The sequence below is a fragment of the Afipia sp. GW822-FHT04G07 genome (genome assembly GCF_058800765.1).
In genome coordinates, this window is the sequence record NZ_JBXAMP010000001.1 from 1,873,941 (window position 1) to 1,897,909 (window position 23,969).

The 23,969-nt window shown below is 63.1% G+C and carries 21 protein-coding genes and 1 pseudogene; 9 read left to right on the top strand and 13 right to left on the bottom strand.

From position 1 onward, the window contains the following. Nucleotides 1-21: 21 nt before the first annotated feature. The 6 genes from AC1RKJ_RS09165 to AC1RKJ_RS09190 form a co-directional block, all read right to left on the bottom strand. Nucleotides 22-1,788: a SulP family inorganic anion transporter gene (locus AC1RKJ_RS09165; protein WP_492790755.1), complete on the bottom strand. Its 1,767-nt coding sequence runs from the start codon at nucleotides 1,786-1,788 to the stop codon at nucleotides 22-24. 62 nt (nucleotides 1,789-1,850) lie between these two features. Further along, complete coding sequence (locus AC1RKJ_RS09170; protein ID WP_492790756.1) at nucleotides 1,851-2,123, bottom strand: helix-turn-helix domain-containing protein; 273 nt, start codon at nucleotides 2,121-2,123, stop codon at nucleotides 1,851-1,853. Nucleotides 2,124-2,239: 116 nt separating this feature from the next. Then, nucleotides 2,240-4,306, bottom strand: coding sequence for an elongation factor G (locus AC1RKJ_RS09175; RefSeq protein ID WP_492790757.1), 2,067 nt, complete (start codon nucleotides 4,304-4,306; stop codon nucleotides 2,240-2,242). 271 nt (nucleotides 4,307-4,577) lie between these two features. After that, nucleotides 4,578-5,060 carry a DUF992 domain-containing protein gene (locus AC1RKJ_RS09180; RefSeq protein ID WP_492790758.1) on the bottom strand — a complete coding sequence of 161 codons (483 nt, stop codon included), beginning with the start codon at nucleotides 5,058-5,060 and terminating at the stop codon, nucleotides 4,578-4,580. 190 nt (nucleotides 5,061-5,250) lie between these two features. Further along, nucleotides 5,251-5,772 carry a DUF992 domain-containing protein gene (locus AC1RKJ_RS09185; RefSeq protein WP_492790759.1) on the bottom strand — a complete coding sequence of 174 codons (522 nt, stop codon included), beginning with the start codon at nucleotides 5,770-5,772 and terminating at the stop codon, nucleotides 5,251-5,253. A 129-nt stretch (nucleotides 5,773-5,901) separates the two neighbouring features. Continuing rightward, nucleotides 5,902-7,104 carry a pyridoxal phosphate-dependent aminotransferase gene (locus AC1RKJ_RS09190; protein ID WP_492792689.1) on the bottom strand — a complete coding sequence of 401 codons (1,203 nt, stop codon included), beginning with the start codon at nucleotides 7,102-7,104 and terminating at the stop codon, nucleotides 5,902-5,904. A gap of 563 nt (nucleotides 7,105-7,667) precedes the next feature. Between AC1RKJ_RS09190 and AC1RKJ_RS09195 the strand changes: the two genes are divergently transcribed. Then, a complete protein-coding gene (locus AC1RKJ_RS09195) occupies nucleotides 7,668-8,339 on the top strand; it encodes a glutathione S-transferase family protein (protein ID WP_492790760.1) in 672 nt (223 codons plus the stop codon). Between the two features lie 209 nt (nucleotides 8,340-8,548). After that, entirely contained in the window at nucleotides 8,549-8,728 is a 180-nt protein-coding gene (locus tag AC1RKJ_RS09200; RefSeq protein ID WP_492790761.1) for a hypothetical protein, read from the top strand. Between the two features lie 179 nt (nucleotides 8,729-8,907). On the opposite strand, the gene AC1RKJ_RS09205 is transcribed toward AC1RKJ_RS09200, so the two are convergent. After that, nucleotides 8,908-9,264 carry a DMT family protein gene (locus tag AC1RKJ_RS09205; protein WP_492790762.1) on the bottom strand — a complete coding sequence of 119 codons (357 nt, stop codon included), beginning with the start codon at nucleotides 9,262-9,264 and terminating at the stop codon, nucleotides 8,908-8,910. A 299-nt stretch (nucleotides 9,265-9,563) separates the two neighbouring features. Next, nucleotides 9,564-9,943: pseudogene (locus AC1RKJ_RS09210) on the bottom strand (YkvA family protein). A 97-nt stretch (nucleotides 9,944-10,040) separates the two neighbouring features. Here AC1RKJ_RS09210 and olsA point away from each other — a divergent pair. Together olsA and AC1RKJ_RS09220 are read left to right on the top strand one after the other, a co-directional pair. Further along, a complete protein-coding gene (gene olsA, locus AC1RKJ_RS09215; protein ID WP_492790763.1) occupies nucleotides 10,041-10,886 on the top strand; it encodes a lyso-ornithine lipid O-acyltransferase in 846 nt (281 codons plus the stop codon). Nucleotides 10,887-10,897: 11 nt separating this feature from the next. Next, a complete protein-coding gene (locus AC1RKJ_RS09220; RefSeq protein WP_492790764.1) occupies nucleotides 10,898-11,839 on the top strand; it encodes an aldo/keto reductase in 942 nt (313 codons plus the stop codon). On the opposite strand, the gene AC1RKJ_RS09225 is transcribed toward AC1RKJ_RS09220, so the two are convergent. Both AC1RKJ_RS09225 and AC1RKJ_RS09230 read right to left on the bottom strand, forming a co-directional pair. After that, nucleotides 11,840-13,081, bottom strand: a complete 1,242-nt coding sequence (locus AC1RKJ_RS09225; protein ID WP_492790765.1) for a DUF1501 domain-containing protein — start codon at nucleotides 13,079-13,081, stop codon at nucleotides 11,840-11,842. It lies immediately after the preceding gene. Nucleotides 13,082-13,083: 2 nt separating this feature from the next. Beyond that, the gene (locus tag AC1RKJ_RS09230) at nucleotides 13,084-14,580 is read right to left on the bottom strand and encodes a DUF1800 domain-containing protein (protein ID WP_492790766.1); all 1,497 of its coding nucleotides are present in this window, start codon (nucleotides 14,578-14,580) and stop codon (nucleotides 13,084-13,086) included. A 108-nt stretch (nucleotides 14,581-14,688) separates the two neighbouring features. On the opposite strand from AC1RKJ_RS09230, the gene AC1RKJ_RS09235 reads away from it, so the two are divergent. Next, on the top strand, nucleotides 14,689-14,919 hold the full coding sequence (locus tag AC1RKJ_RS09235; RefSeq protein ID WP_492790767.1) for a cysteine-rich CWC family protein: 231 nt from the start codon (nucleotides 14,689-14,691) through the stop codon (nucleotides 14,917-14,919). Nucleotides 14,920-15,005: 86 nt separating this feature from the next. Here AC1RKJ_RS09235 and AC1RKJ_RS09240 read toward each other — a convergent pair whose 3' ends face one another. Together AC1RKJ_RS09240 and AC1RKJ_RS09245 are read right to left on the bottom strand one after the other, a co-directional pair. Continuing rightward, entirely contained in the window at nucleotides 15,006-15,707 is a 702-nt protein-coding gene (locus AC1RKJ_RS09240; protein WP_492790768.1) for a glutathione S-transferase family protein, read from the bottom strand. Between the two features lie 4 nt (nucleotides 15,708-15,711). Next, nucleotides 15,712-16,416 (bottom strand): glutathione binding-like protein, encoded by a 705-nt coding sequence (locus AC1RKJ_RS09245; protein ID WP_492790769.1) that lies wholly within the window; start codon nucleotides 16,414-16,416, stop codon nucleotides 15,712-15,714. 256 nt (nucleotides 16,417-16,672) lie between these two features. On the opposite strand from AC1RKJ_RS09245, the gene AC1RKJ_RS09250 reads away from it, so the two are divergent. From AC1RKJ_RS09250 to AC1RKJ_RS09260, 3 genes are all read left to right on the top strand, one after another. Next, nucleotides 16,673-17,785, top strand: a complete 1,113-nt coding sequence (locus AC1RKJ_RS09250; RefSeq protein ID WP_492790770.1) for an MBL fold metallo-hydrolase — start codon at nucleotides 16,673-16,675, stop codon at nucleotides 17,783-17,785. Between the two features lie 50 nt (nucleotides 17,786-17,835). Then, nucleotides 17,836-18,438, top strand: a complete 603-nt coding sequence (locus tag AC1RKJ_RS09255) for an SCO family protein (RefSeq protein WP_492792690.1) — start codon at nucleotides 17,836-17,838, stop codon at nucleotides 18,436-18,438. 96 nt (nucleotides 18,439-18,534) lie between these two features. Continuing rightward, a complete protein-coding gene (locus AC1RKJ_RS09260) occupies nucleotides 18,535-18,762 on the top strand; it encodes a hypothetical protein (RefSeq protein ID WP_492790771.1) in 228 nt (75 codons plus the stop codon). Nucleotides 18,763-18,855: 93 nt separating this feature from the next. Here AC1RKJ_RS09260 and AC1RKJ_RS09265 read toward each other — a convergent pair whose 3' ends face one another. Then, entirely contained in the window at nucleotides 18,856-20,838 is a 1,983-nt protein-coding gene (locus tag AC1RKJ_RS09265; RefSeq protein WP_492790772.1) for an alkyl/aryl-sulfatase, read from the bottom strand. 153 nt (nucleotides 20,839-20,991) lie between these two features. Between AC1RKJ_RS09265 and uvrB the strand changes: the two genes are divergently transcribed. Continuing rightward, nucleotides 20,992-23,907, top strand: a complete 2,916-nt coding sequence (gene uvrB, locus AC1RKJ_RS09270) for an excinuclease ABC subunit UvrB (RefSeq protein WP_492792691.1) — start codon at nucleotides 20,992-20,994, stop codon at nucleotides 23,905-23,907. The last annotated feature ends 62 nt before the right edge of the window (nucleotides 23,908-23,969 follow it).

Consider the following 23,969-nt stretch of genomic DNA (forward strand, 5'->3'; position numbering starts at 1 on the left):
CAAACGGTGTAAGCTGTCGGGTCAAATCACGCGACGCCCGGCGCTGTCAATCGCTTGATCCAGCCGCTTGATCTCCGCGACGGCGCTCGCGATGTCGGACCGGTATTTTGCCTGCGGCGGCCGCGCGCCATAGGACAGCAGCGTTCGCCGCACGTCCGGCGACGCGCCGGTGATGAACACTCGCACACCCTGACGCCGCGCCTTGAGCGCAATCTGGGCGATGGCGTTGGCGGCTGTGGAATCCAGCAGCGGCACGTCCTTGAAGTCGATCACCAGCGCCTTGTAGCCGGAAATGCGATCGAGCACCGACGCCACGGCTGCAACCGCGCCGAAGAAGAACGCGCCGGTAATGCGATAGACCATGATGTCGGGATCGGACGCGAGCGCCGGATCGTAGCGTTTGCGGTCGCCGTTTGCCGTATCCGCCTTGTCGTCCACGGCGAGCGGCGCGTAACGGTCAATGCCGGTGACCAGCGACATGCGATGAATGAACAACAGCGCGCCCAGCGCGAAGCCGACCACGATACCCTCGGTAAGATCGCGGAACACCGTGAGCAGGAATGTCGCGAGCAGCACCACCGCGTCGCCCCATGATGTCCGGAGCAGCGTGGCGAACTCGTGCTTCTCCGCCATGTTCCACGCCACAACGGCGAGCACCCCGGCGAGTGTCGCCAGCGGAATGTAACTCGCCAGGGGTGCCGCCAGCAGCATGAACGCCAGCAGGAACAGCGAATGCAGCATTCCCGCGATCGGGCCCCGCGCGCCGGCGCGAACATTGGTCGCGGTGCGCGCGATGGTGCCGGTCACGCAGATGCCGCCGAACAGCGCCGAACTCATATTGGCGAAGCCCTGCGCCACCAGTTCGCTGTTGGAGCGATGACGGCGGCCCGTCATGCCGTCGGCGACGACGGCGGACAACAGCGACTCGATGGCGCCGAGCAGCGCGAAAGCCATCGCATCGGGCAGCACGGCCTGGACTTTCGCCAGCGTGACGGCGGGAAACGACGGCATCGGAAACGATTGCGGAATGCCGCCGAACCGCGTGCCGATGGTTTCCACCGGCAGCGACAGCAGCGCCGCGACCACGCCGGTGACGATGACGGCGATCAGCATCCCCGGCCATGTCGGCCGCAGTTTCCGCAAGCCCGCGATGATGGCGATTGTCACGACCGAAACCGCAACCGCCGCAGCATTCGTGGTGCCGATGGCGCCCGCCAATGCCGCAAGCTTCGGAATCAGTTCGCCCGGCTCCTTGCCCGCGAGCGTGACGCCAAGCAGATCGTGGATCTGACTTGCGAAGATGATGACCGCGATGCCGGCGGTGAATCCCACCGTCACGGGATAGGGAATGAACTTGATGTAGGTGCCGAGCCGCAGGAAACCGGCGACGACGAGAATCAATCCTGCGATCATTGTCGCCAGCAGCACACCGTCGATGCCGTGGCGCGCGACCGACGCCGCAACGAGCACGATGAATGCGCCGGCGGGGCCGCCTATCTGGAAGCGGCTGCCGCCCAGCAGCGAAACGACAAAGCCGCCGAAGATGGCGGCGTAGAGCCCCCGGTCAGGTGTGGTGCCGGAGGCGATCGCGATCGCCATCGACAGCGGCAGCGCGACGATGGCGACGGTCAGGCCCGCGACCACGTCGGCGCGGAAAGCATCGAGCCCATATCCCTCGCGCCAGACCGTGACGAACTTCGGCGTGAACAGTTCGGCGAATGTCGGCTGCGGCTTCGACTGCGCGCTCGATGCGTCCAAATGCTTGGCGTCCAAGTGCTTGGCGTCCATGTGTCCTGCGCCTGCGTCTCACGCGGCATCGCCGCGTTGTGTTCGCCGGCGCATCGCCGGCCTCACTCCTGTTCCACGCGCCCCGGAGGCGGCTCTCTCAGACGCACGCCGCGTCCGCCGCCCTCGCTTCGCGCGCCGTCACCGATCAGGTCGACGCCCGCACGATTCAGCGCATCGACCACCTTGGTCAGCGAGTCCACGATGCCCCGCACATTGCCGCCGCTGGCTTCCATCCGCTGGATGGTCGGAAGCGACACACCGGCCATGTCGGCAAGCGTCTTTTGGTCGAGACCCAGAAGTGCGCGAGCCGCCCGCATCTGTGATGATGTGATCAATGCCAAAATTCCATCTTGAACGACCAGAATGCAAGTAAAAAACGGTCTCAGTGATGTATAATACATCACCAGAGACCGCTTTGCACTCACATTAGAAGCGAATCTTCGAGGTCAGCCTATGCCGCCGCGCGGTGCGCGGCGATGATCTGGTCGGCCGCCCGGCCGGTCACTTCGGACATATGGTCGAACTGCCGGGTGAAGCCCCCGGCGCCGGCCGTCGCCGAGCGCACCTCGACGATCAGATCGCCGATTTCGGCCTCCGGCATCATCGCGCGCACCAGATCCCAACCGCTCCAGCCGACGCGCGTGTCGAAGCCGAGAATCTGTCCACGCCGCCCGGACAGGATCGAGTTGATCTTCGCGGTCGCATCGGTCGGACAGACGATTTCCACCACATGGATCGGCTCGAGCAGCACGGGAGCACATTGCGGCAGCGCCTCGGTGACGCCGATGCGCGCAGCCGTGCGGAACGCCTGATCCGACGAATCGACGCTGTGGTAGGAGCCATCGGTCAGCGTCACCTCGACATCGATCACCGGGAAGCCGAGCGGCCCGCGCGCGAGGCCGTCGCCCGCGCCCTCTTCAACCGCGCCGATGTAATTCTTCGGCACCGCGCCGCCGACGATCTTCTCGGTGAAAACGTAACCGCTGCCGCGCGGCAACGGCTTGATGACGAGCACCACATCGCCGAACTGGCCGTGGCCGCCGGATTGCTTCTTGTGACGCCCGCGCTGCGTAATCGTCTTGCGGATGGTTTCCTGATAGCCGACCGGCGGCGCATGCTGTTTGACGCTGACGCCGAAGCGGTCCTTCAGGCCCTCCACCGCGACCCGCAGATGCATCTCGCCCTGCCCCCACAACACCATTTCATGGGTGAGCGGGTTGTGCACGACGCTGAGCGACGGATCTTCCTCGACGAGGCGTGCCAGCGCCTGACCGAGCTTGACGTCGTCCTTGCGATCCGTCGCCGCGAGCGCGGTCGCCAGCACCGGCGCAGCCGTCGCAACCTCCACCAGCGCGGCGGGCGCGGTCTTGCCGTTACCCAGTGTCTCGCCGGTCCTGACCGAATCCAGCTTGCCGAGCGAAACCGTATCGCCCGCCGTTGCCGACGCGCGCTTGGCATCGCTCCCGCCATTCGGCGCGACGATCCCGGAGACCCGTCCCGTTCCGCCGCCGGACGACAGCATCGTGTCGCCGTCGGCGATCTGTCCGAGCAGCACACGCGCGAGCGAGAGCTTGCCGCCGTGCTGGAGATGCGTGGTCTTCATTACGTAAGCCAGCGCGCTCTTTTCGTCGGACACACCAAGACGTTTTGCCGTCGCGGTCACATTGGGCGCTTCATGGCGCAGCGCCTTCATCAGCCGCAGCACGCCGTTCTCGCGCGTGGCGCAGCCGAGCAGCACGGGACAAATCTGGCCCTGGCGCAACTCGCTGGCGAGATCGTCGAACACCGCATCGCGCGGCGGCGGAATGTCTTCGAGCAACTGTTCGAGCAGGCGGTCGTCGTGATCGGCCAGCTTCTCCAGCATGGAGAGCCGTGCTTCCTTCTCGCGGTCGAGATCGCCGGGCTCGAGATCGATCACCTCGGACGGCATGTGCTCGCGATAAACAAACGCGCGCTCCAGCGCGAGATCGACGAAGCCTGCGATGAGATCGCCCTTCCAGATCGGAATCTGGCGAAGCACCAGCGGCGTGCGCGACGCCGGCTGCAGGGTCGCGAGCGTTTCGCGGATGCGCTTGTTGGCCTTGTCGATCTTGTTGAGAAACAGGAAGCGCGGAATGCCCAGATCTTCCAGTTCTCGCATGATGAGTTGCAACTGCGGCAGCTTGCGCTCGTCAGCCTCGCACACGATGACCGCGGCATCGACCGCCGGCAGCGCCGCGCGCATGTCATGCGCGAATTCGACGGAGCCGGGACAATCAATAAACGTATAGGTGTCACCCATGAACGTCGTGGTCGCGGCCGTCAGACCCACGCTCATGCGATGGTGGCGCGCCGGCGGAGACTGGTCCCCGACGGTGTTGCACGCCTCGATGGTGCCTGCTTTGGGAATGGCCCCGGTCCGGGCCAGGATCGCTTCGAGTAATGTGGTCTTGCCACTCTGAAAAGGGCCCACCAGCGCAATGCACCGGGGACCGCGGGGACTTCTCAGGTTGTCTTGCCCTGTCGCGTCTTGTCCCATTGCCGTCTCCTCATGGAGCACGGCCCGCTTCAAGCTGTCCCGGCGAAGTGCAAATCCGGTCGCCGCCGGAACGCTCTCACTTCAATGCTGCGCGCAGTCCGCTCGCTCCGTTTCACTTCTGCGGAATGCGCTCATGCGGGTCGGCGCCATGATCGTCTCAAGGAGCGGCGCGGTTGGCAAGCGGGAACCATGCCGCTGCGCAGCATCGTGAACACCTATAAAAAAGCCCGCCGTTTCCAGCGGGCTTCGATGCACTTGAGTTTATTTGCGATCAGAACCGGCCCGGCCGAAGCTCCAGGCTCTGCACGCCGCCGGCGACGCTCAGTCCGGTCTGGCCCTGAACGCTCAGCGGCTGCAAGGCGAAGGAATTCTGCGAACCGCCGATCAGGGCGTTGCCGCCGACACCGGCAACAACCGCGGCGCTGGCGCCGACGCCGCCATAATTGCCCGACAGATCGCCGGGACCGAACTGCACGGTCGGCGCGAACACCGCCCAGGACAGCGCGGTCTCGGTGGTGATGCCGAGATCAACGCCGACCTTGGTGATCCGCGCGGTGTAGAGATCGTCCGGACGGCCCTGCGAACGGAAGACGCAGCCGAGATTGGTGACCGATCCGACGATCATGCCGATGTTCGGCCCGCCACGGCATTCCAGCACACCGACCTGGGTGCTTCCCGACTGCGCGTGGGCGAGAATGGATGCTGCAACGAGTCCGGCTGCGGCAACGGACAGCAAAGTCGAAAGGCGGCGCATAGGGGTCTCTCCGGCTGAATGTCGCGAAATGAACCGACGATTTGAAATAAGGCACGAAAGATCAGCGCATCTAGTCATACCAGTGTAGTGGTTCGCAAGTCCGCAGCGTTTCAGCGGCACATTCTTTTTCAAAGGCTTAACGCAAAGAAAAAGGCCCGCCGGGGCGGGCCTTTCCATCTCATTCGCCAGCTTAGCGATGGCGGCGATGATGACGCTTCTTCTTGTACTGGCGCTGATAGCCGACCGGTTCAAGATCGAGGCCGACGACGCCGCCGGTCACGTTGACGCCGGTCTGGCCCTGCAGGCTGAGCGGCTGAAGCGCGAAGGAGTTCTGCGAGCCGCCCCACAGGAGGTTGCCGCCGCCGCCGAGGCCGAACGAGACGTTGCCGCCGACGCCGCCGTAGCTGCCGGCGAGATCGCCGCGGCCGATCCGCTGGGTCGGGGCATGCACCGCCCACGCGAGGCTGGTGTTCTCGGTGACGCCGAGGTCGACGCCAAAGCGCGAGACATGGGCCAGATAGGGCTCCGGCCGGCGGCCTTCGCCGCGGTAAACGCACTGCAACGTGGTGTTGGACGCAACGACCATGCCGACGTTCTGACCGCCGCGGCATTCAAGCACGCCGACGCGCACGCCCTGCTGCTGGGCGTTGGCCGTGGCGAAAGAAGCGACGAGGGCCGCGAAAGCGACACCGAGAAGTGATGGAAGACGCATGGATTTGAACTCCGGCTATTGGCTTGTGATTTGGCCGCCGGACAAAAGGGAAGCGCCGTGGCGAAAACAAGGCGCTTCCCTTATTTGCTTTCAAAATGCCGTCATCATGGATGACGTTTTGTTAGCTTGTTAGCGCAGGTTTCCACAGAAACGCTGGATGCGCTTGCAGGCTTCCTCGAGATCCGAGGTTTTCGTGGCGTAGGAAATGCGGAATGCCGGGCCGAGCCCGAACGCCGATCCCTGCACCACCGCGACGCCTTCCGTTTCCAGAAGCTCGGTCACGAAATCTTCATCGGTCGCGAGCTTTTTGCCCGACGGCGCGGTCTTGCCGATGGTCCCGGCACAGGACGGATAAACATAGAACGCGCCTTCCGGCCGCGGGCACGAAATGCCCGTCGCCTGATTCAGCATCGCCACCACAAGGTCGCGGCGCTCCTTGAACACGGCGTTGTTCGCGGGGATGAAATCCTGCGTCCCGTTCAGCGCCTCGACAGCGGCCCACTGCGCGATCGACGACGGGTTCGACGTCGATTGCGACTGGATGGTCGCCATCGCGGAGATCAGCTGCTGCGGGCCGCCCGCATAGCCGATGCGCCAGCCGGTCATGCAGTAAGCTTTCGAGACGCCGTTCACCGTCAGCGTGCGGTCGAACAGTTTCGGCTCGACCTGCGCCGGGGTGGTGAACTCGAAGTCGTCGTAGACAAGGTGCTCGTACATGTCGTCGGTCATCACCCAGACATGCGGATGCTTCATCAGCACGTCGGTGATCGCCTTCAGTTCGGCGCGCTTGTAGGCAGCCCCCGTCGGGTTCGACGGCGAGCACAGGATGATCCACTTGGTCTTCGGCGTGATCGCGGCTTCGAGCGCTGCCGGCTGCAGCTTGAAACCGAACTCCGCGGTGCAGACCACAGGCACCGAGGTGCCGCCGGCCAGCGCCACCATCTCCGGGTAGCTCACCCAGTACGGCGCAGGAATGATGACCTCGTCGCCCGGGTTGAGCGTCGCCATCAGCGCGTTGTACAGCACCTGCTTGCCGCCGGTGCCGACCGTGATCTGGTTCGGCTTGTAGGTCAGGCCGTTCTCGCGCTGAAACTTGGCGATGATCGCCTCTTTCAGTTCGGGAATGCCGTCCACCGCGGTGTACTTGGTCTTGCCGGCCTCGATGGCGTGGATCGCCGCCAGCTTGATGTTGGCGGGCGTGTCGAAATCCGGCTCGCCTGCGCCAAGGCCGATGACGTTGCGGCCCGCGGCTTTGAGCTGACGTGCTTTATCCGTGACCGCGATGGTCGCGGACGGCTTCACACGGTCAAGCGCAGCGGACAGAAACGGCATCATGTTCTCCTGTGGGATTCTGATGGGTCGCGAAGGCCCGGATTCGCGATTTGAGCGGGCCGCGCACCCTAAAACGGGCTGCGCTGCATCGCAAGAAACTTTGCCGAAAACCGGCGAAATAGGCCACATCGGCACAGAAAGTTGACCGCGCGCACCGTCCGGCCAGCGCGCGACGAGTCCGCTGCAACATTCGTAAATCCTGCCCCGCAATTGAATCATTTTTGGCAACGCTGGCGGCCGGCGTCCGAAGCGCAGCGCCCTCACAATCTTGACGCAAGTGCGAACAAATTGGGCGATCACGACCGCACGCGTTTGCGCGCCTTTCCCTCACGCCGACGTGCATCGAATTGACGCGCCGGGGCGTGCTCCACAGAATAAAATCGCCTGCAACCGCCCGATCCTGATGGATTTGACTTTTTCTAACCCCGAGGCCTTGCAGCACGTAGCGCAGGACCTCATTGTTACATCGCCTTGGGGTCGGGTCCGGCTTCGAATTTTGCTTCGCGCCGGTCATCGCCGGATGGCTTCACGAAAGTCGGCCCGGAGGCGTCACGAAAGTCCGCATGTACAAACTCTACTCGATGCAGCGCTCCGGAAACAGCTACAAGGTCCGCCTTGCGCTGGCGCTGTTGAACGCGCCGTACAAAGCCATCGAGGTCGACATTCTGCGCGGCGAAAGCCGCACGCCGGAATTTCTCGCGCGCAATCCAAGCGGTCAGGTGCCGCTGCTGGAAGTCGCGGAGGACCGCTATCTCGCCGAATCCAATGCGATCCTCTGGTACGTCGCGGTCGGCACCTCGCTCGCGCCGGAAGACCGCATCGCGCGCGCGCAGGCGTTGCAATGGATGTTCTTCGAGCAGCATGCGCTGGAGCCCAGCGTCGGCGCCGCTTATTTCTGGCTGGTGCTGGTGCGCGGCGGGCGCGACCTGCAAACCCATTCGCTGGAAGACTGGATGGAGCGGGGCTACGCCGCGCTGCGCGTGATGGAAAATCACCTCAAGACCAACGACTATTTCGCTGCGGGACATCTCACGGTCGCGGACATCGCGATGTACGGCTATACCCACGTCGCCAACCAGTGCGATTTCGACCTTTCGGGGTATCCGTCGGTGAGGGCCTGGCTCAAGCGAGTGGAACAGGAGCCGCGATTCGTCACGATGGCCTGGAAGCCAGCCGAGGTCGCAGCGCCCGAAACCGCCCCCGGCACCGAGACCGGCCTCACCGCCGAAGCCTAGTTTCCCGGACCTGAAAGCCGGCGCAGGCTGCGCGGGCCCGATCATGCTCAAACCCGTGTGGGATTACGGGGATAGCGGGCATAACCGTTTGATTTTGTTGATGTTGCCCCGGTTTTGCCACGTTTGGCGCTTCCGCGCCGCAAATTTGACAGCGATTCCTGTGATTTTCCCGACAGCGGTGATTCGCCGCCTTATGAGGACTCACGACCATGATTCGGTCGACCGTTTCAGGAATTGGTTTTGAACTGAAGTCTGTGCGCGTTGCGTCGTCCAGATTGACGAATGCCGTTGTCGCCTCGCTGGCCATGGCGGCGCTGTCGCTGTGCGTGATCGTCACCCTCACGGCATTGTCGATCAGGGCCGTGGCCGCCACGCCGATCGTCGGCTAAGGCCCGACCCGTTTCCCCTGCGCGCCTGTGATGTCCCGCGACCGCACGATGATGCGCGCGGGTGGAGATGCACGGATGAAAACGCCGGTTGTTGTGGTTTCAGCGTCGCTTACGCTCGCGATCATCCTCGTTGCAGGATTTCTGATCGCGACGCAGGCGCGCGGCCATGATTCCGGCGATCACGACCACTTGTGGAAGATGAAAAACGCGCCGGCGGCGATGAAGGCAAAACCGATCGCGTGATTCCAGCCGAGCGGCTCCCTCAGATACAGCACCGAAAATCCGGCGAACACGACCAGCGTGATGACTTCCTGCATCGTCTTGAGCTGCGCCGCCGAATAGACCGCGCTGCCCCAGCGATTGGCCGGCACCGCAAGCCAGTACTCAAAGAACGCGATACCCCAGCTCACCATGATGACCAGCGGCAGCGAGGATTCCTTGAACTTCAGGTGACCGTACCAGGCGAAGGTCATGAAGACGTTGGAAGCCAACAGCATCAGGATCGGCAGCAGATAGGGCGACATCGTCGTGGGCATGGATAACCTTTCGGGCTGAACGATTTCACAGACTCTGAACCGGAGCGTTGCACGCAACAAGCCCACGATGCCGGCCCCGCAAAGACGGGCATTCAAAGGATCAAATATAACGCCCTGTGGACAACCTGCCCTGTCACAGCCCTGTAACCATGCCTGCCTAGCCTCCGGATGCGCTCGATCCGTCCCCCGTCACAGATCGCGCGTTCAGGCGGTCCCCGGTCGCGTAAATCCCCTCTGCGCTGTATCCGGCCGGGGCCGCATCTTTTTTGTAAAACAGAATAGAGACGGGTCTGTCGTGGTCATGCGGCGAGATAGCGGCAAGCAAACCATCCCGTTAGCGCGATGGATGTCACCCATATGCCGACAATCACACAGGCTGCGGCACGGCTGACCGGACGATCCAAAGCCAATGCCGCCGCATCGCGATGCTCCGCCATGATCTCCTGCGGATCAACTTGAGAACAAGCATGATGCCGAGCGGGACAATGATGAGGTCATCCAGATAACCCAGCACCGGAATAAAATCGGGAATGAGGTCGATGGGCGAAAAGGCATACCCCGCGACCGCCACGGCCAGCGCCTTCGCGTGCCACGGAACGCGCGGGTCGCGGCTCGCGAGGTAAATGGCATCCACGTCCCGCTTGATGGCACGCGCCCAGCTTTTCAATCGCTCGATCATCCGGGAACTCTACCGCTTTTGCGGACCGCTCATCACCCGTTATAATCTGACATCTTCCGCGTATGAACCGAGCCACGCCTTTGCAAGACCCGTCCTCATGATCCGCGCCCTTCCCGTCATCCTCATTCTTGTTGGTGTCGCCTTGCTGCTGCTGCCGTTTCAGCTGGCCGGCATCCTGCTCAACAACCGGCTGCAACGCATCGTGCCGAACCTGTTTCATCGCGCAGCCTGCGCGATCATCGGCATCCGGATCACGCAGGTCGGCGCACGCACGCAGGAAAACCCGGTGCTGATCCTGTCGAACCATGCGTCATGGCTCGACATCATCGTGCTGAGTGCGATCGCGCCGGTAGTGTTCGTCGCAAAGTCGGAAGTCGCGAACTGGCCGCTGTTCGGCTGGCTGGCGAAATTGCAGCGCACGATTTTCGTGGAACGCGAGCGGCGTCACAAGACCGGCGACGCGGCGCGCGCGATGGGCGACCGCCTGCAAGGCGGCGATGCCGTCGTGCTGTTTCCCGAAGGCACGTCCAGCGACGGCATCCGCATCCTGCCGTTCCGCTCGGCGCTGATCGGCGCCGTCCATCACACCATCGGCGACTCCACGCATCACGATCGCGTCACGGTGCAGCCGGTGTCGATCGCCTACGTGCGCTACGGCGGCGTGCCGGTCGGGCGCGCGCTGCGCGACAAGGTGGCATGGTATAGCGAAGCCGAACTGGTGCCGCACCTGCTCGGCGTGCTGTCGTCGGGCGCGGTCGACGTCACGGTAAGTTGGGGCGATGCCGTGGGCTACGGCATGACCGCGGACCGCAAGCAGATCGCACGCGACGCGGAAGCCGCGGTGCGGCGGATGACGGCGCGCGCTTTACGCTCGCCAGCGGCGCAGCCGTCAGGTACGGAAGAAGCGGCGGCGCCCGCCGTTCCGGCGCTCGAACAAACCTGACGGGAAAGATCATGGACATCAGAAATCTCGGCGGCTCCGGCCTGCGCGTGTCCGCTGTCGGCCTCGGCTGCAACAACTTCGGCCAGCGCACCGACCTCGAAACCTCTCGCAAGGTGATCCACAAGGCGATCGATCTCGGCATTACGCTGTTCGATACCGCCGACATCTATGCCGGGCGTGGTGGCTCGGAAACCGTACTCGGGCAAGTGCTGGGCGACCGCCGCAAGGACATCGTACTGGCGACAAAATTTTCCAAGGCGATGAGCGACGACGGCACCAAGCAGGGCGCGTCGCGGCGCTACATCATGAACGCGGTGGAAGACAGCCTGCGCCGGCTGAAGACCGATTACATCGATCTCTACCAGCAGCACGACTTCGATCCTCTGACGCCGATCGAGGAAACGCTGCGCGCGCTGGACGACCTGATCCGTCAGGGCAAGGTGCGCTACATCGGCTGCTCGAATTTTCCGGCATGGCGCATCGCCGAGGCGCAACTCACTGCGCGTGGCATCAACACCCATGCCTTCGTGTCGTGCCAGGACGAATACAGCCTGATCGTCCGCGACAATGAGAAGGATCTGTTTCCGGCCGCGGAGGCCTACAATCTCGGCGTGCTGCCGTTCTTCCCGCTGGCGAGCGGCCTGCTGACCGGAAAATACAAGCGCGGCGAGGCTGCTCCCGCCGATACGCGCTTCGCCAAGGCGCCCGCTTTGCTCAATCGCTACATGTCCGAAAAAAATCTCGACATCGTGCAGAAGCTGCAGGAGTTCGCGACCGCGCACGGCAGGACCATGCTCGAACTGGCGTTCTCATGGCTGGCAGCGCGGCCACAGGTGTCGAGCGTGATCGCCGGCGCCACCCGCGTCGAACAGATCGAGCAGAACGTCAAGGCGATCGACTGGAAGCTGACGGCGGAAGAGATGGCGCAGATCGACGGGATTACCAAGGGCTGATCAAACCACCAGCCCCTGCATCGCCTTCACCGCACCGCTATCGGGAAACACAGCTTCGGCCAGCACCCGCTCGCCGAGGCCGAGGTGATCGCGCAGCACGCCCTTGATGACACCGCGCAGATCGGTGGTCGGCTTCAGGTCGCGATTCTCGTAAAGATTCGCAAGCTTCAATCCCGGCCAGTCGGAAATCACCCGGCCGCCGTTGACCGCGCCGCCCGCAAGCAACGCGATAGTGCCCGTGCCATGATCGGTGCCGTCGGTGCCGTTGATACGCGCGGTGCGGCCGAACTCGGTGGCGACCACAATCACGGTATCGCGCCAGCGCTCGCCGAGTCCGCTCTCGAATTCCGCCAGCGCGCCGTCGAGACCCGACAGCAACTGCGCCAGCCGCCCGACCGGCCCGCCTTCGTTGGCGTGGGTATCCCAGCCGTCGAACGCCAACGCCGCAATGCGCGGGCCATCGTCCGCCGCCATCAGGCGCGCGGCACCCTTGGCCGCGAGCTTCATCGCACCAACGCCGTTCATGCCGGGCTTCGGCTTCATGCCGTCATCGTTGGCGGCGATCTTGTCGATCTGCAAACCTTGCGACAGCGCCGCAGCCAGCGCCGGATCGCGATGGTTGTAGAGATTCACAAGGCGCATCGCAGTGTCATCGGCGGCCTGTGGAATGTAGGGCGGCACCCACCCCACCGTCGGCGCGGCGCCGCGCAACACCAGCGGCGTGGTCGGGCCCACTGCAAGACCGCTCATGACCCGCTCCCCGCGCGGCAGCGCTTCCAGCGCGCGGTTGAGCCAGCCGCTCTGCACGCGGCCGGGGCCGGCCAGTCCGCTTTCCAGCACGTCCTGCCCGTCGAAATGCGAACGCTCGCGATAGGAGGTCGCCACCGCATGAACCACGGCGGCTTTCTTCTCCTTGTACATCCGCGCAAAAGCCGGCATCGCGGGATGCAGCGCAAAGAATGAGTCCAGCTCGGTCGCGGCGTGCGGGCCGTCGCGCGTCAGCGCAATCGAGCCATGCAGACCGGCGTAATCGGGATCGCCGACCGGCGCCACGGTGGCAAGGCCGTCCAGCGCGCCGCGCAGGATGATGGTGACGAAGCGCGGATCGCGGCCGTCTTTCGCCCGCGCGAATTTCGGCAAATAAGCCCATGCGGCGAACGTCGCGCCGCCCATCAGCAGCGCGCGCCGGGTCAGTCCGCGCGGGGTGTGGCTTTCGCAGCAATCCATCAGGACGTTCGACATGCTCATCTCCTCTGGAATTCCGGCGACATCAGCAACAGCGCGAACGCCTGCTGCTTCGATTCCGCGCGCTCGATGGTCTGCCGTGTTTCGGTCGAGGCCGCCTCGCCCGCCACGACATCGAGCAACGCCCGCGGATCGACAGTATCAGCGATGCGCGACGAAATCTGCGACGCGATGTCGAGTCTCAGCTTGAGCCCTTCCGGCGCGGCCCATGCCGCATTGGTATCGGCAAATCCGTTCGGACCGGCGGGCGTCCACAGCGGCTGGCCCAGCACGTTCAGCCCGCCGAGATAGCGCTGCGGGTCTTCAGGAATGCGCCCCATCATCCGACCGGCAGCGACCAGATACTCATACGGCATCCGGATCTTGGTCATCGGCGCCTGCCACGCCTCGTCGGCATCGACCAGCGCCAGTGTCATCGCGCGCAGGTCGCCATCGGTCTTACGGAACGTGCGTTCGAGTATCGCCACCAGCGCGGGCTTCGGGTCGTCATCAACAAAATGCCGCGCAAATTTCGTCGCGATGAATTTCGCGGTCGCCGGATGCCGCGCGATGTCGGCCAGCGCGGCCTCGCCCTGCCCGACGCCGGTGTCGTCATAGACCTTGCCGAGCAGCTTTTGCGGCCCCGGCTCATGTGCGTTGGCGTTGAAGATGAATGTGCCGGGCGCTCCGATCTTTCCCTCCCTGCCCGCGAAGGTCCAGCCGGTGATGATCCGCGCCAGCGAGGTGACGTCGGCCTGGGTATAGCCGCCGTTCACGCCGAGCGTATGCAGCTCCATGATCTCGCGCGCAAGATTTTCGTTCAGGCCCTTCTTGCGATTTTTCCCTGCGCGCGAGTCCGGTCCGATCGACTGCTGGTTGTCGAGAAAGAAGATCATCGCCGGATGCTGCTCGACAGCGCGCAGCATATCGCCGAACCGTCCCAGCACGTGCGGGCGGATCGCTTCGCGCTCGAACGCGCCGGCCCATATCCGCGCCAGTTCGCCCTTGTTCGCGGAAATGCAGAAATGGTTCGACCAGAACGCCACGAGGCGCTCGACGAATCCGCTCTCGGTCATGGTGGCCCGCTGAATCCGTGCCAGCGCCTCGGCGCGGAAGGTTTTCTGAATGATGTTGAGCGGCTTCGGCGGCTCCTTGGGCTTTGCTGCATTCGGCTGCATCGCATCGGGCGACATCATCGTGCTGGCCGCCGGATCTGTTTTCGCCGTGGCCTGCGCCTCCATCGCGCCGTCGCCCGGCATTTTCGCCTGCGCCGTTTTCGCCGCGGCCTCGCGCTGCTGCTTCACGTCTTTCTGATAGTCAAACACCGCCTGCGCCAGCTCCGGGGTCCCTTGCAAACCCGGGGAATCGAGCAGCGCCGCGTTGGGCCGGCCCAACTCCGCCTTCACGAAGCCGCGAGGATCGGATGCCGCGCTGGTGAAATCACTGGCCGCGCCCCCGCGCGCGCCAAGGCCAAACCGGTTCAGTGCGATGAGAGCGCCTTGCGGGTCGCGCGCCATGCGGAAATCTCGCGGTTGTACTCGCCGACGCAAAGGCCAATACTGCGCCGGTGGTCAAGACTATGATCGCTTCCGGCCTGAACGTCACATGAAGGATTCGACAAAATCGTGAATGGCATCGTGACAAAGCCGACAGGAAAGGCTGCAGCGCAGCGGGCGTTGAATTGCCCGCGCTGCGGAACCGCGTTCACCTGCGACCTCTCCGGGCATTGCTGGTGCATGGACGAAACCGCCAAGCTGCCGATGCCTGCCGAAGGCGAAGACTGCCTGTGCCGGACCTGCCTGCGCGCGGCGGCGGAAATACAGGAATCTCTACCCGTCATTCCGGGGCACGAGTGAAACGAGCGAACCCGGAATCTATCTTTTATGTCGTTCTGAATTCCGGATCAGCCCGCTTCGCGGACCGTCCGGAATGACATTTAATTTTACACCGTATAACCCGGCGAATTCCGCGCCATGCCGCCGAACGCGTCGAGCAGCCGTTCGCGCCATGCATAGATCGGATCGTCTTCCTTCAGGAGCTTGAACGCGCTGGTCGCGCGCGCCCATTGAAACGGGCCGAACACGATGTAATCGGCGTAGTTCGGCGCGTCACCGCCGAGATAGGCCTGCGTCTTCAGCGTGAGGCGCATCGGCATGAGGCTTTTGCGGAATTCCTCGACGGCCATATCCCGGGTGGCCGCCGCCTGCTCCAGCGTCTTGCCGAGACGCGCTTCGCGGGTCTTGCGGAAATAGACCTGATCGGCCGGCCGCAGATGGTCATGAATGTCGGCAGCGATCATCGGGAAAATGCCGCCGACCACGGCAATATCGCCCCACCAGTTCAGCATCTGGCCCATGGCGCGGCCACCCGCGCCGCCAAACAGCGATGGCCGGTCGGGATAGGTGTCTTCGAGATAGTTCGCGATGGCCCAGGAATCCGCGACGGATGTATCGCCGTCGAGAAACACCGGCACCTTGTCCGACCGGTGCGGCGCGATCGCATCCTTCTCGGTGAAGCGCCACGGAATCGTTTCCGCGTTCAGATCCTTGTGCGCCAGCGCCATGCGGATGCGCCAGCAATAGGGACTGAACACCCGCTCCGGATCGGTGCCGCACAGTTCGAAAAGCTTTCGCGCCGCGGTCATCGTCTCAACCTTTCACGACGGAAGCGGTCTGTCCGAACAGCACCTTCTTCTGTTCGTCGGTAAACGTCTTGCCGATGCTGGGGTTGACCTTCGGTCCCTGTTCATAGGCGCGCACCGTCGCGGGCCGGGCGCGAATGGCCTCGAACCAGCGCTTGAGATGCGGAAAGTCCTCCAGCTTCTGGCCCTGCCGCTCATACGGCACGATCCACGGATAGGCCGCCATGTCGGCGATGGAATACTCGCCCGCGACATAGTCACGATCCGCGAGGCGCTTGTTGAGCACGCCGTAGAGCCGGTTGGTCTCGTTGACATAGCGATCGATCGCGTAGGGAATTTTCTCCGGCGCATAGTTGCTGAAATGATGGTTCTGTCCGGCCATCGGGCCGAGGCCGCCCATCTGCCACATCAGCCACTGGATCACGTCAAAACGCTTGCGCAGGTCCGCGGGAAGAAACTGGCCGGTCTTCTCCGCGAGATAGATCAGAATCGCACCAGATTCGAAGATCGCCACAGGTTTGCCGCCGTCCGCAGGGGCCGGATCGATCATCGCCGGCATGCGGTTGTTCGGCGAAAACGCCAGAAACTCCGGCTTGAACTGATCGCCCGTGCCGATGTTGACCGGGTGAATCGTGTAGGGAACGCCGGTTTCTTCGAGGAACATCGTGATCTTGTGACCGTTCGGCGTTGGCCAGTAATAGAGATCGATCATCTCGTTATCCTTGGATTGGAAACATCGGGGAGGTGCCGCAAAGTCAATGCGATTGCATGAAACTTGCGCTTCGCGCCTGCGAAGTCAATGCCGCCCGGCACATATCAAATATATTTCATTCGTTCTAAGCTTGTGATCGTGGAAGATTTTCGTCGCTCCGATCAAAACTAAGAACAGTCCCTCTCGCGTCCCGCAGATAGAGTTCCGGCAAATCCGAACTTTAGTCAGAAAATTTTGGGGTCAGGAAAGGTCGACAATGACACAACAATTCGCACGGCGTGATTTTCTAAAGCTTTCGACGGCGATGGGGCTGGCCGCGACCGGCGGTTTCTCCTGCATGGGAGTCGCCAATGCTGCGCCGATCCAGGTGCCGACCATCGACAAGCTGTCGATCCGCGTGCTGGTCGATCAGCAGCACGACCAGTTCCTGAAAGGCAGCACCGTGAACGGTGTCGTTCACGAAGGACCGGGCGGCGGGCGCAGCGCCGACGCGCGCAACGTCCTTCACAACGAATGGGGCCTGTCGCTGTTTCTGGAATCGCAGCGTGAACAAGATATCCGCAACATCCTGCTAGACTTCGGCTACACCTCGCCCGCCATCATCAACAATATCGGCCTGCTCAAGGTCGATCCGGCGAAGATCAACGCGCTGATCGTCAGCCACGGCCATATCGATCACTACGGCGGCCTGATCGGCTTTCTCGAAAAATATCGCAGCGTGCTTCCGCCCGACGTGAAGCTTTATGCCGGCGGCGAGGATAATTTCTGCCATCGCGTCAGCCGCGCTTCCACTGGCCAGTTCGGCGAAGGCGGCGTGCTCGATCGCAAGCAGATCACGGCGCAGAAGGTGCAGACAATCCTGTGCGAGACGCCCACGGTGATCGAAGGCCACGCCTTCACCACTGGCAAGATCAAGCGCAACAGCGTCGAAAAAATCCTGCCGAACACGTTCGTCGACTACAAGCCGGAAAGCGCGGGCTGCGACTACGGCCACTACACCGCCGCCGAACTGCAAGGCAATTTCGTTCCGGACGAGCATGTCCACGAGCACGCGACATGCTTCAACATCCGTGGCAAGGGCCTTGTGGTGATTTCCTCCTGCGGCCATGTCGGCATCGTAAATTCGGTGCGGCAGGCGCAGGAAATCTCTGGCGTCCAGAAGGTTCACGCCGTGGTCGGCGGATTCCATCTCGGACCGGCGCCAGCTGACTATCTCAAGCAGATCGTCGGCGAGATCAAGGCGCTCCAGCCCGATGTCGTCATTCCGATGCATTGCAGCGGACTGAACTTCCTGCTCGAAGCGCGCGCACAGATGCCGGACAACGTGATCAACGTCTCGACCGGCAGCCGCCTGCTCTTCAGCGCGTGAGCACGAGTGGTCTCCTTGCGAGGTTAATCGCGAAACGCGGCGCGGCGGTGATCGCCGCGCTGCTGTTCGGCTTCTGGATTGCCGCGCCCGCGTCGGCGCAAAGTTCATCCCGCTCCGCAGCCGAACTGATGGACGCGGTGATGTGGAATCGCGAGCCAGTCGGCGGCGCGTTTGCGCTCAAGGATCAAACCGGAAAGGTCCGCACCGACGCCGACTTCCGGGGCCAGCTCATGCTGGTCTACTTCGGCTTCACCTATTGTCCCGACATCTGCCCGACAGATCTGCAAGCCATCGCGCTCGCCATGGATCAGCTCGGCGCGGACGCCGCAAGCGTCCAGCCGCTGTTCGTCACGCTCGACCCCGAGCGCGACACCGTCGAACATCTCGCGCAATACGTGACGCTGTTTCATCCGCGGCTGATCGGACTGACCGGCAGCATCAAGGACGTGTCACAGGCCGCCGACGCCTACCGGGTCTATTACAAGCGCGTCTCAACGGGACCGAAGCCGGACGACTACACCGTCGACCATTCGGCGTTCATCTATCTGATCGACCGTGACGGAAAATATCTCGGCTTCTTTCCGCCGGGCACCGACGCCGCGAAAATGGCCGGGATGATCCGCCCGCATCTGGCCGGAAAGCCCGAACGATAGCGCGGTTCCGGGAAGCCCATCTCTCCCTTCAAACAGGAACAACTGGCTTTCTCGAAGGTTCAATGCCGGGGACACATACCAACCGGAGGAACCATCATGAGGAAATTTGTTGTTTTGTTTGGTGCTGTAGCGATGCTGGCCAGCGCAACCTACGCGCAGGCGGCGGAATTCTATGTCGTTCAGGACACGTCCACAAAGAAGTGCACCATTGTGGACAAGAAGCCGACAACGACAACGACGGTCGTCGTTGGCGATAGCAAGGTGTTCACGACCCGCACCGAGGCAGAGGCGGGCATGAAGACCATCAAGGTCTGCACGAACTGATCTTTTTCCGGAAGGGGACATGTGTCCCCTTCCTTTTTTTCCTCGAGCGAACGCGCGCCAGGACCGCAGGTGGCGCCGCTGAGGCGTGACGTCCTATTCCACCGCCGCCTTTTTCGGCTCCACGATCTCAAACCCCGGCGAGAATTCATCGAGCATCCCGAACAGTTCGCGCAGCTTCAGCGGATTGCCGCCGACCGACACATCGCCGGTCAGCACGCTACCGAGAAACGTCCGTTGCTTGAGCGTGATGGCGTCGAGCGCGGCGCGGGTCAGCGTGACGCTGGCGTCGGCCTTGTCCGAGAGCTTGCCGGACGTGTGCGTCAGCGCGGAGTTCTCAAGGTTCATCACATAGGTTTCGTTGAGGTCGGTGAAGATCCAATTGATGACGATGGTCTTGCCTTCGGCTTTCGCGGCGTTGAGCCGCACGCCGAGGACATCGAAGGCGAGATCGATCGACACGCCCTTCAGCAGATCGGCATTGGCCGTTGACGGCGCCTGCTGGCCGACGCCGTTGCGCAGTTCCAGCGCGCCGAACAGATAGGCGTTGCGCCAGGTCGCCGCCTCGCTCTGGTAGCCGAGTTGCTCGAGCGCATCGGCGCCGAGATCGCGCGCCTCCTTGTTGGCAGGATCGGCGAACACCACCTTGCTCATCACGCTGGCGACCCAGCGATATTGTCCCGCCTTGAAGTCGTCGCGCGCACGCTTGATCGTGGCCTCCGCGCCGCCCATGTACTCGACCTGCTTCTTCGCCTCCTCCGCGCGGGGCAGCGGATTGAGATCGGCGGGATTGGCATTGTACCAGCCGAGATAGAATTGATAGACCGCCTTGGCGTTGTGGCTCAGCGTGCCGTAATAGCCACGCGACGCCCAGTCGTTCGCCAGCGACGGCGGCAGCTTCAGCCGCTCCGCGATCTCCGTCGATGTCAGACCGTGATTGAGCAGCCGCACGGTCTGATCGTGGATGAATTTGTAGAGATCGCGCTGTTTCTTCAGGAACGCCACGATGCGCTCGTTGCCCCACATCGGCCAGTGGTGCTGCGCAATCACGATGTCAGTCTTGTCGCCGTAGCGTTCGATTGCCTCGCTGATGTAGCGCGACCACAACCGGCCATCGCGAATCTCCGCGCCGCGGATGGTGTAGAGATTGTGCATGTTGTGGGTGGCGTCTTCCGCCATGTTCAACAGCTTGAACTGCGGGAAATACATGATCATCTCGGACGGCGCTTCGGAGCCCGGCACCAGATGAAATTCGATCTCGACGCCGTCGATCGTGCGCGTCTCATAGGATTGCCTGATGAGGTCGTTCGGTGGAATCAGCGAAATGGTGCCCCTGGCAAGCGCTTTGCCCAGACCGGTATCAATCTGCGCCTTGTCGCCAACCGGCAGCGCGCTGCCGAACTGATACTGCGCGCGACGCGCCATCGCGTTGCCGGCGATGACATTCTCCGCGACTGCATGCTCCATGAACTTGTCCGGCGCGATCACCTTGACCTTGCCGGACTTCGCATCGTCCTCGCTGATGACGCCTTTCGCCCCACCGAAATGATCGGCGTGGCTGTGGGTGTAGATCACGGCAGCGACGGGCCTGGCCGGGCGGTTCTTCAGGTAGAGATCGAGCGCGGCCTTCGCGGTCTCATTAGACAGCAGCGGGTCGATCAGGATCAGGCCGCTGTCGCCCTCGATGATGGTGAGATTGGCGATGTCGAGACCGCGCACCTGATAGACGCGCTCGGTGACCTTGAAGAGGCCGTTGATGGCATTGAGCTGGGCCAGCCGCCACAGGCTGGGATTGACCGTCGGCGGGACCTGATCGTTCTTCAGGAAATCGTATTGCTTGGTGTTGAAGGCCGGCCTGTCGCCGGGGCCGGGAATGATGCCGTCCGGCAGCGTCGCGATGAAGCCGCGCTTGGCATCCTCGAAATCGGCGCGGTCGCTGAAGGGCAGCGCCTTGAGGAAAGTGTCGTTGACCGCGCGGCTGGCGGGCTCGGCGTCTTTGGACTGGGCGAAAGCGGATGAAAGGGGCGCGATGGCCAACAGGGTGGCGGCCAGCAGGCTGGCGATGCGCGACGATGGCATAAGAAGCTCCCGGACTGTCGCGTGGTCCTCGGCACGTGCCACGCGCTAGTTCCAGCCTATCAGGGCAACCGCGTCAATTTCATCGCAAACTTCATCGAGGCCGACGAAGGAATTGCCCTTTTCTGGTCCCGCTTCGCATCCCATATTCCGCCCATGGCGAAGAAACCCGATTCCCCGAAGAAGTCCTCCAAAACCCCAAAATCGAAAGCACATCGTCCCGATGTGCAGCCGATCGGGCCTGCGCTGGCGGAATTGCTGAACCCGGCGATCAATCGCGGCGAGAGCGGAATGGGATCGGGTACCGGCTTGCAGCCGCCGCCGGACAATTCCAAGGATCGGCGCTCCGGCGGCGAAGCCGCGATCCACCGCGCCCGCGCCTCGACGCCAAAGACCGTCGGCGACGACACCGGTCCAAGGCAGGGGTTTGAGGAAGCGCCACAGGCCAATTACGGCACCAGCGCGCCGATCCCGACGCTCGATCCCGAACTGGCGAAGCAACTCGGTTACACCACCGAGGAAGAAGACGCAGCCGCGATGGCCCGTCCGCCGCGCAACAAGATGGAAGCGCTGGGCGTGCAGGCCACCGCCGATGCGCTGGAAGCTTTGGTGCGCGACGGCCGCCCGGAATTCCGCGGCGAGAATGGCGAAGTCAAAATCTGGGCGCCGCATCGCCCGCCCCGTCCGGAGAAGTCCGAAGGCGGCGTGCGTTTCGAGATCAAATCCGAGTATGAGCCGAAGGGCGACCAGCCGACCGCGATCAAGGAACTGGTCGAGGGCATCAAGCGCAACGACCGCACGCAGGTGCTGCTCGGCGTCACCGGCTCCGGCAAGACCTACACCATGGCGCAGGTGATCGAGGCCACGCAACGGCCCGCGATTATTCTCGCGCCGAACAAGACGCTCGCCGCGCAGCTTTACGGCGAGTTCAAGAACTTCTTCCCCGACAACGCGGTGGAGTATTTCGTTTCGTATTACGATTACTACCAGCCCGAAGCGTATGTGCCGCGCACCGACACCTACATCGAGAAGGATTCCTCGATCAACGAGCAGATCGACCGGATGCGCCATTCCGCGACGCGCGCGCTGCTGGAGCGCGACGACGTCATCATCGTGGCGTCTGTGTCGTGCATCTACGGTATCGGCTCGGTGGAAACCTACACCGCGATGACCTTCGCGATGAAAAAGGGCGAGCGCATCGACCAGCGCCAGCTCATCGCCGATCTGGTGGCGCTGCAATACAAGCGCACCCAGGCTGACTTCACGCGCGGCACCTTCCGCGTGCGCGGCGACACCATCGACATCTTCCCGGCGCACTATGAAGACCGCGCTTGGCGCGTGAACATGTTCGGCGACACCATCGAGACCATCGAGGAGTTCGATCCGCTCACCGGCCACAAGCAGGACGAACTGGAATTCATCAAGGTCTACGCCAACTCCCATTATGTGACGCCCCGCCCGACGCTGATTCAGGCCATGAAGAGCATCAAGGCCGAGTTGAAATGGCGGCTGGAGCAGTTGCACGATCAAGGCCGTCTGCTCGAAGCGCAGCGGCTCGAGCAGCGCACCACCTTCGATCTCGAAATGATGGAAGCGACCGGAAGCTGCGCAGGCATCGAGAACTATTCGCGCTATCTCACCGGCCGCAAGCCGGGCGAGCCGCCGCCGACGCTGTTCGAATATGTGCCCGACAACGCGCTGGTGTTCGCGGACGAGAGCCACGTCACGGTGCCGCAGATCGGCGGCATGTTCAAAGGCGACTTCCGCCGCAAGGCGACGCTGGCCGAATACGGCTTCCGCCTGCCCTCCTGCATGGACAACCGCCCGCTGCGGTTTGAAGAGTGGGACATGATGCGCCCGCAATCAGTCGCGGTGTCGGCGACGCCGGGAAGCTGGGAATTGAACGAAAGCGGTGGCGTGTTTGTCGAGCAGGTCATTCGTCCGACCGGCCTGATCGATCCGCCGGTGAACATCCGCCCCGCCCGCACGCAGGTCGACGACCTCGTCGGCGAAGTGCGCGCCACGGCGCAGGCGGGCTATCGCTCGCTCATCACCGTGCTCACCAAGCGCATGGCGGAAGATCTCACCGAATACCTGCACGAACAGGGCATTCGCGTGCGCTATATGCACAGCGATATCGACACTATCGAGCGCATCGAAATTATCCGCGACTTGCGGCTTGGCGCGTTCGACGCGCTGGTCGGCATCAACCTGTTGCGCGAAGGCCTCGACATTCCGGAATGCGCGCTGGTCGCCATTCTCGACGCCGACAAGGAAGGCTTTCTGCGCAGCGAGACATCATTGATCCAGACCATCGGCCGCGCCGCGCGCAACGTTGACGGCAAGGTCATTCTCTACGCCGACCAGATTACCGGATCGATGGAGCGCGCCATCGCCGAAACCGATCGCCGCCGCGAGAAGCAGGTCGAATACAACACACTGCACGGCATCACGCCTGAAAGCATCAAACGCGACATCGGCGACATTCTCGGCAGCGTCTATGAGCGCGACCATGTGCTGGTGGACATCGGCGGCGGCGGTATCGCGGACGACGTCATGAGCATCGGCCACAATTTCGAGGCGGTGCTTGCCGATCTCGAAACGCGGATGCGGGAAGCGGCCGCCGATCTGAACTTCGAGGAAGCCGCACGGCTACGCGATGAAGTGAAGCGACTGCGCGCGACAGAACTCGCCGTGGTGGACGACCCCACCATCAAGCAGCGTGGTGTCGCGGCAAAGGCCGGCGCCTATGCCGGCAAGAAAAAGTACGGCGACGCGGCGAACTTGCCGGCGCAACTGGACAAGGCGGCGCGCAACAAATCCCGCGTCCACAAGCCGGACCTTGACGAGATGGGCATCGCCTCATGGCATGAAGTGAAGCCGGACCGGAAAAGTGTTGCGCGGCCCCGCAAGCCGACACTGGACGAGATGGGACCCGGCACCGAGAGCAAGGTTTTCCAGCCAACCAACTCGCGTCAGTCCGGGCCGGAGTTTTCAGGCCGCTCTAGCGGCCCCTCTCCGCGCTCCACGGGCGGCACGCCGGGCAAGCGCGGCGGATGGAAGAAGCGGTAGGCACGTGTTTGCAAAGCCCCCTATGCGCCTGCTAGGTCATTCCCAGATGTCTGTATGTCACC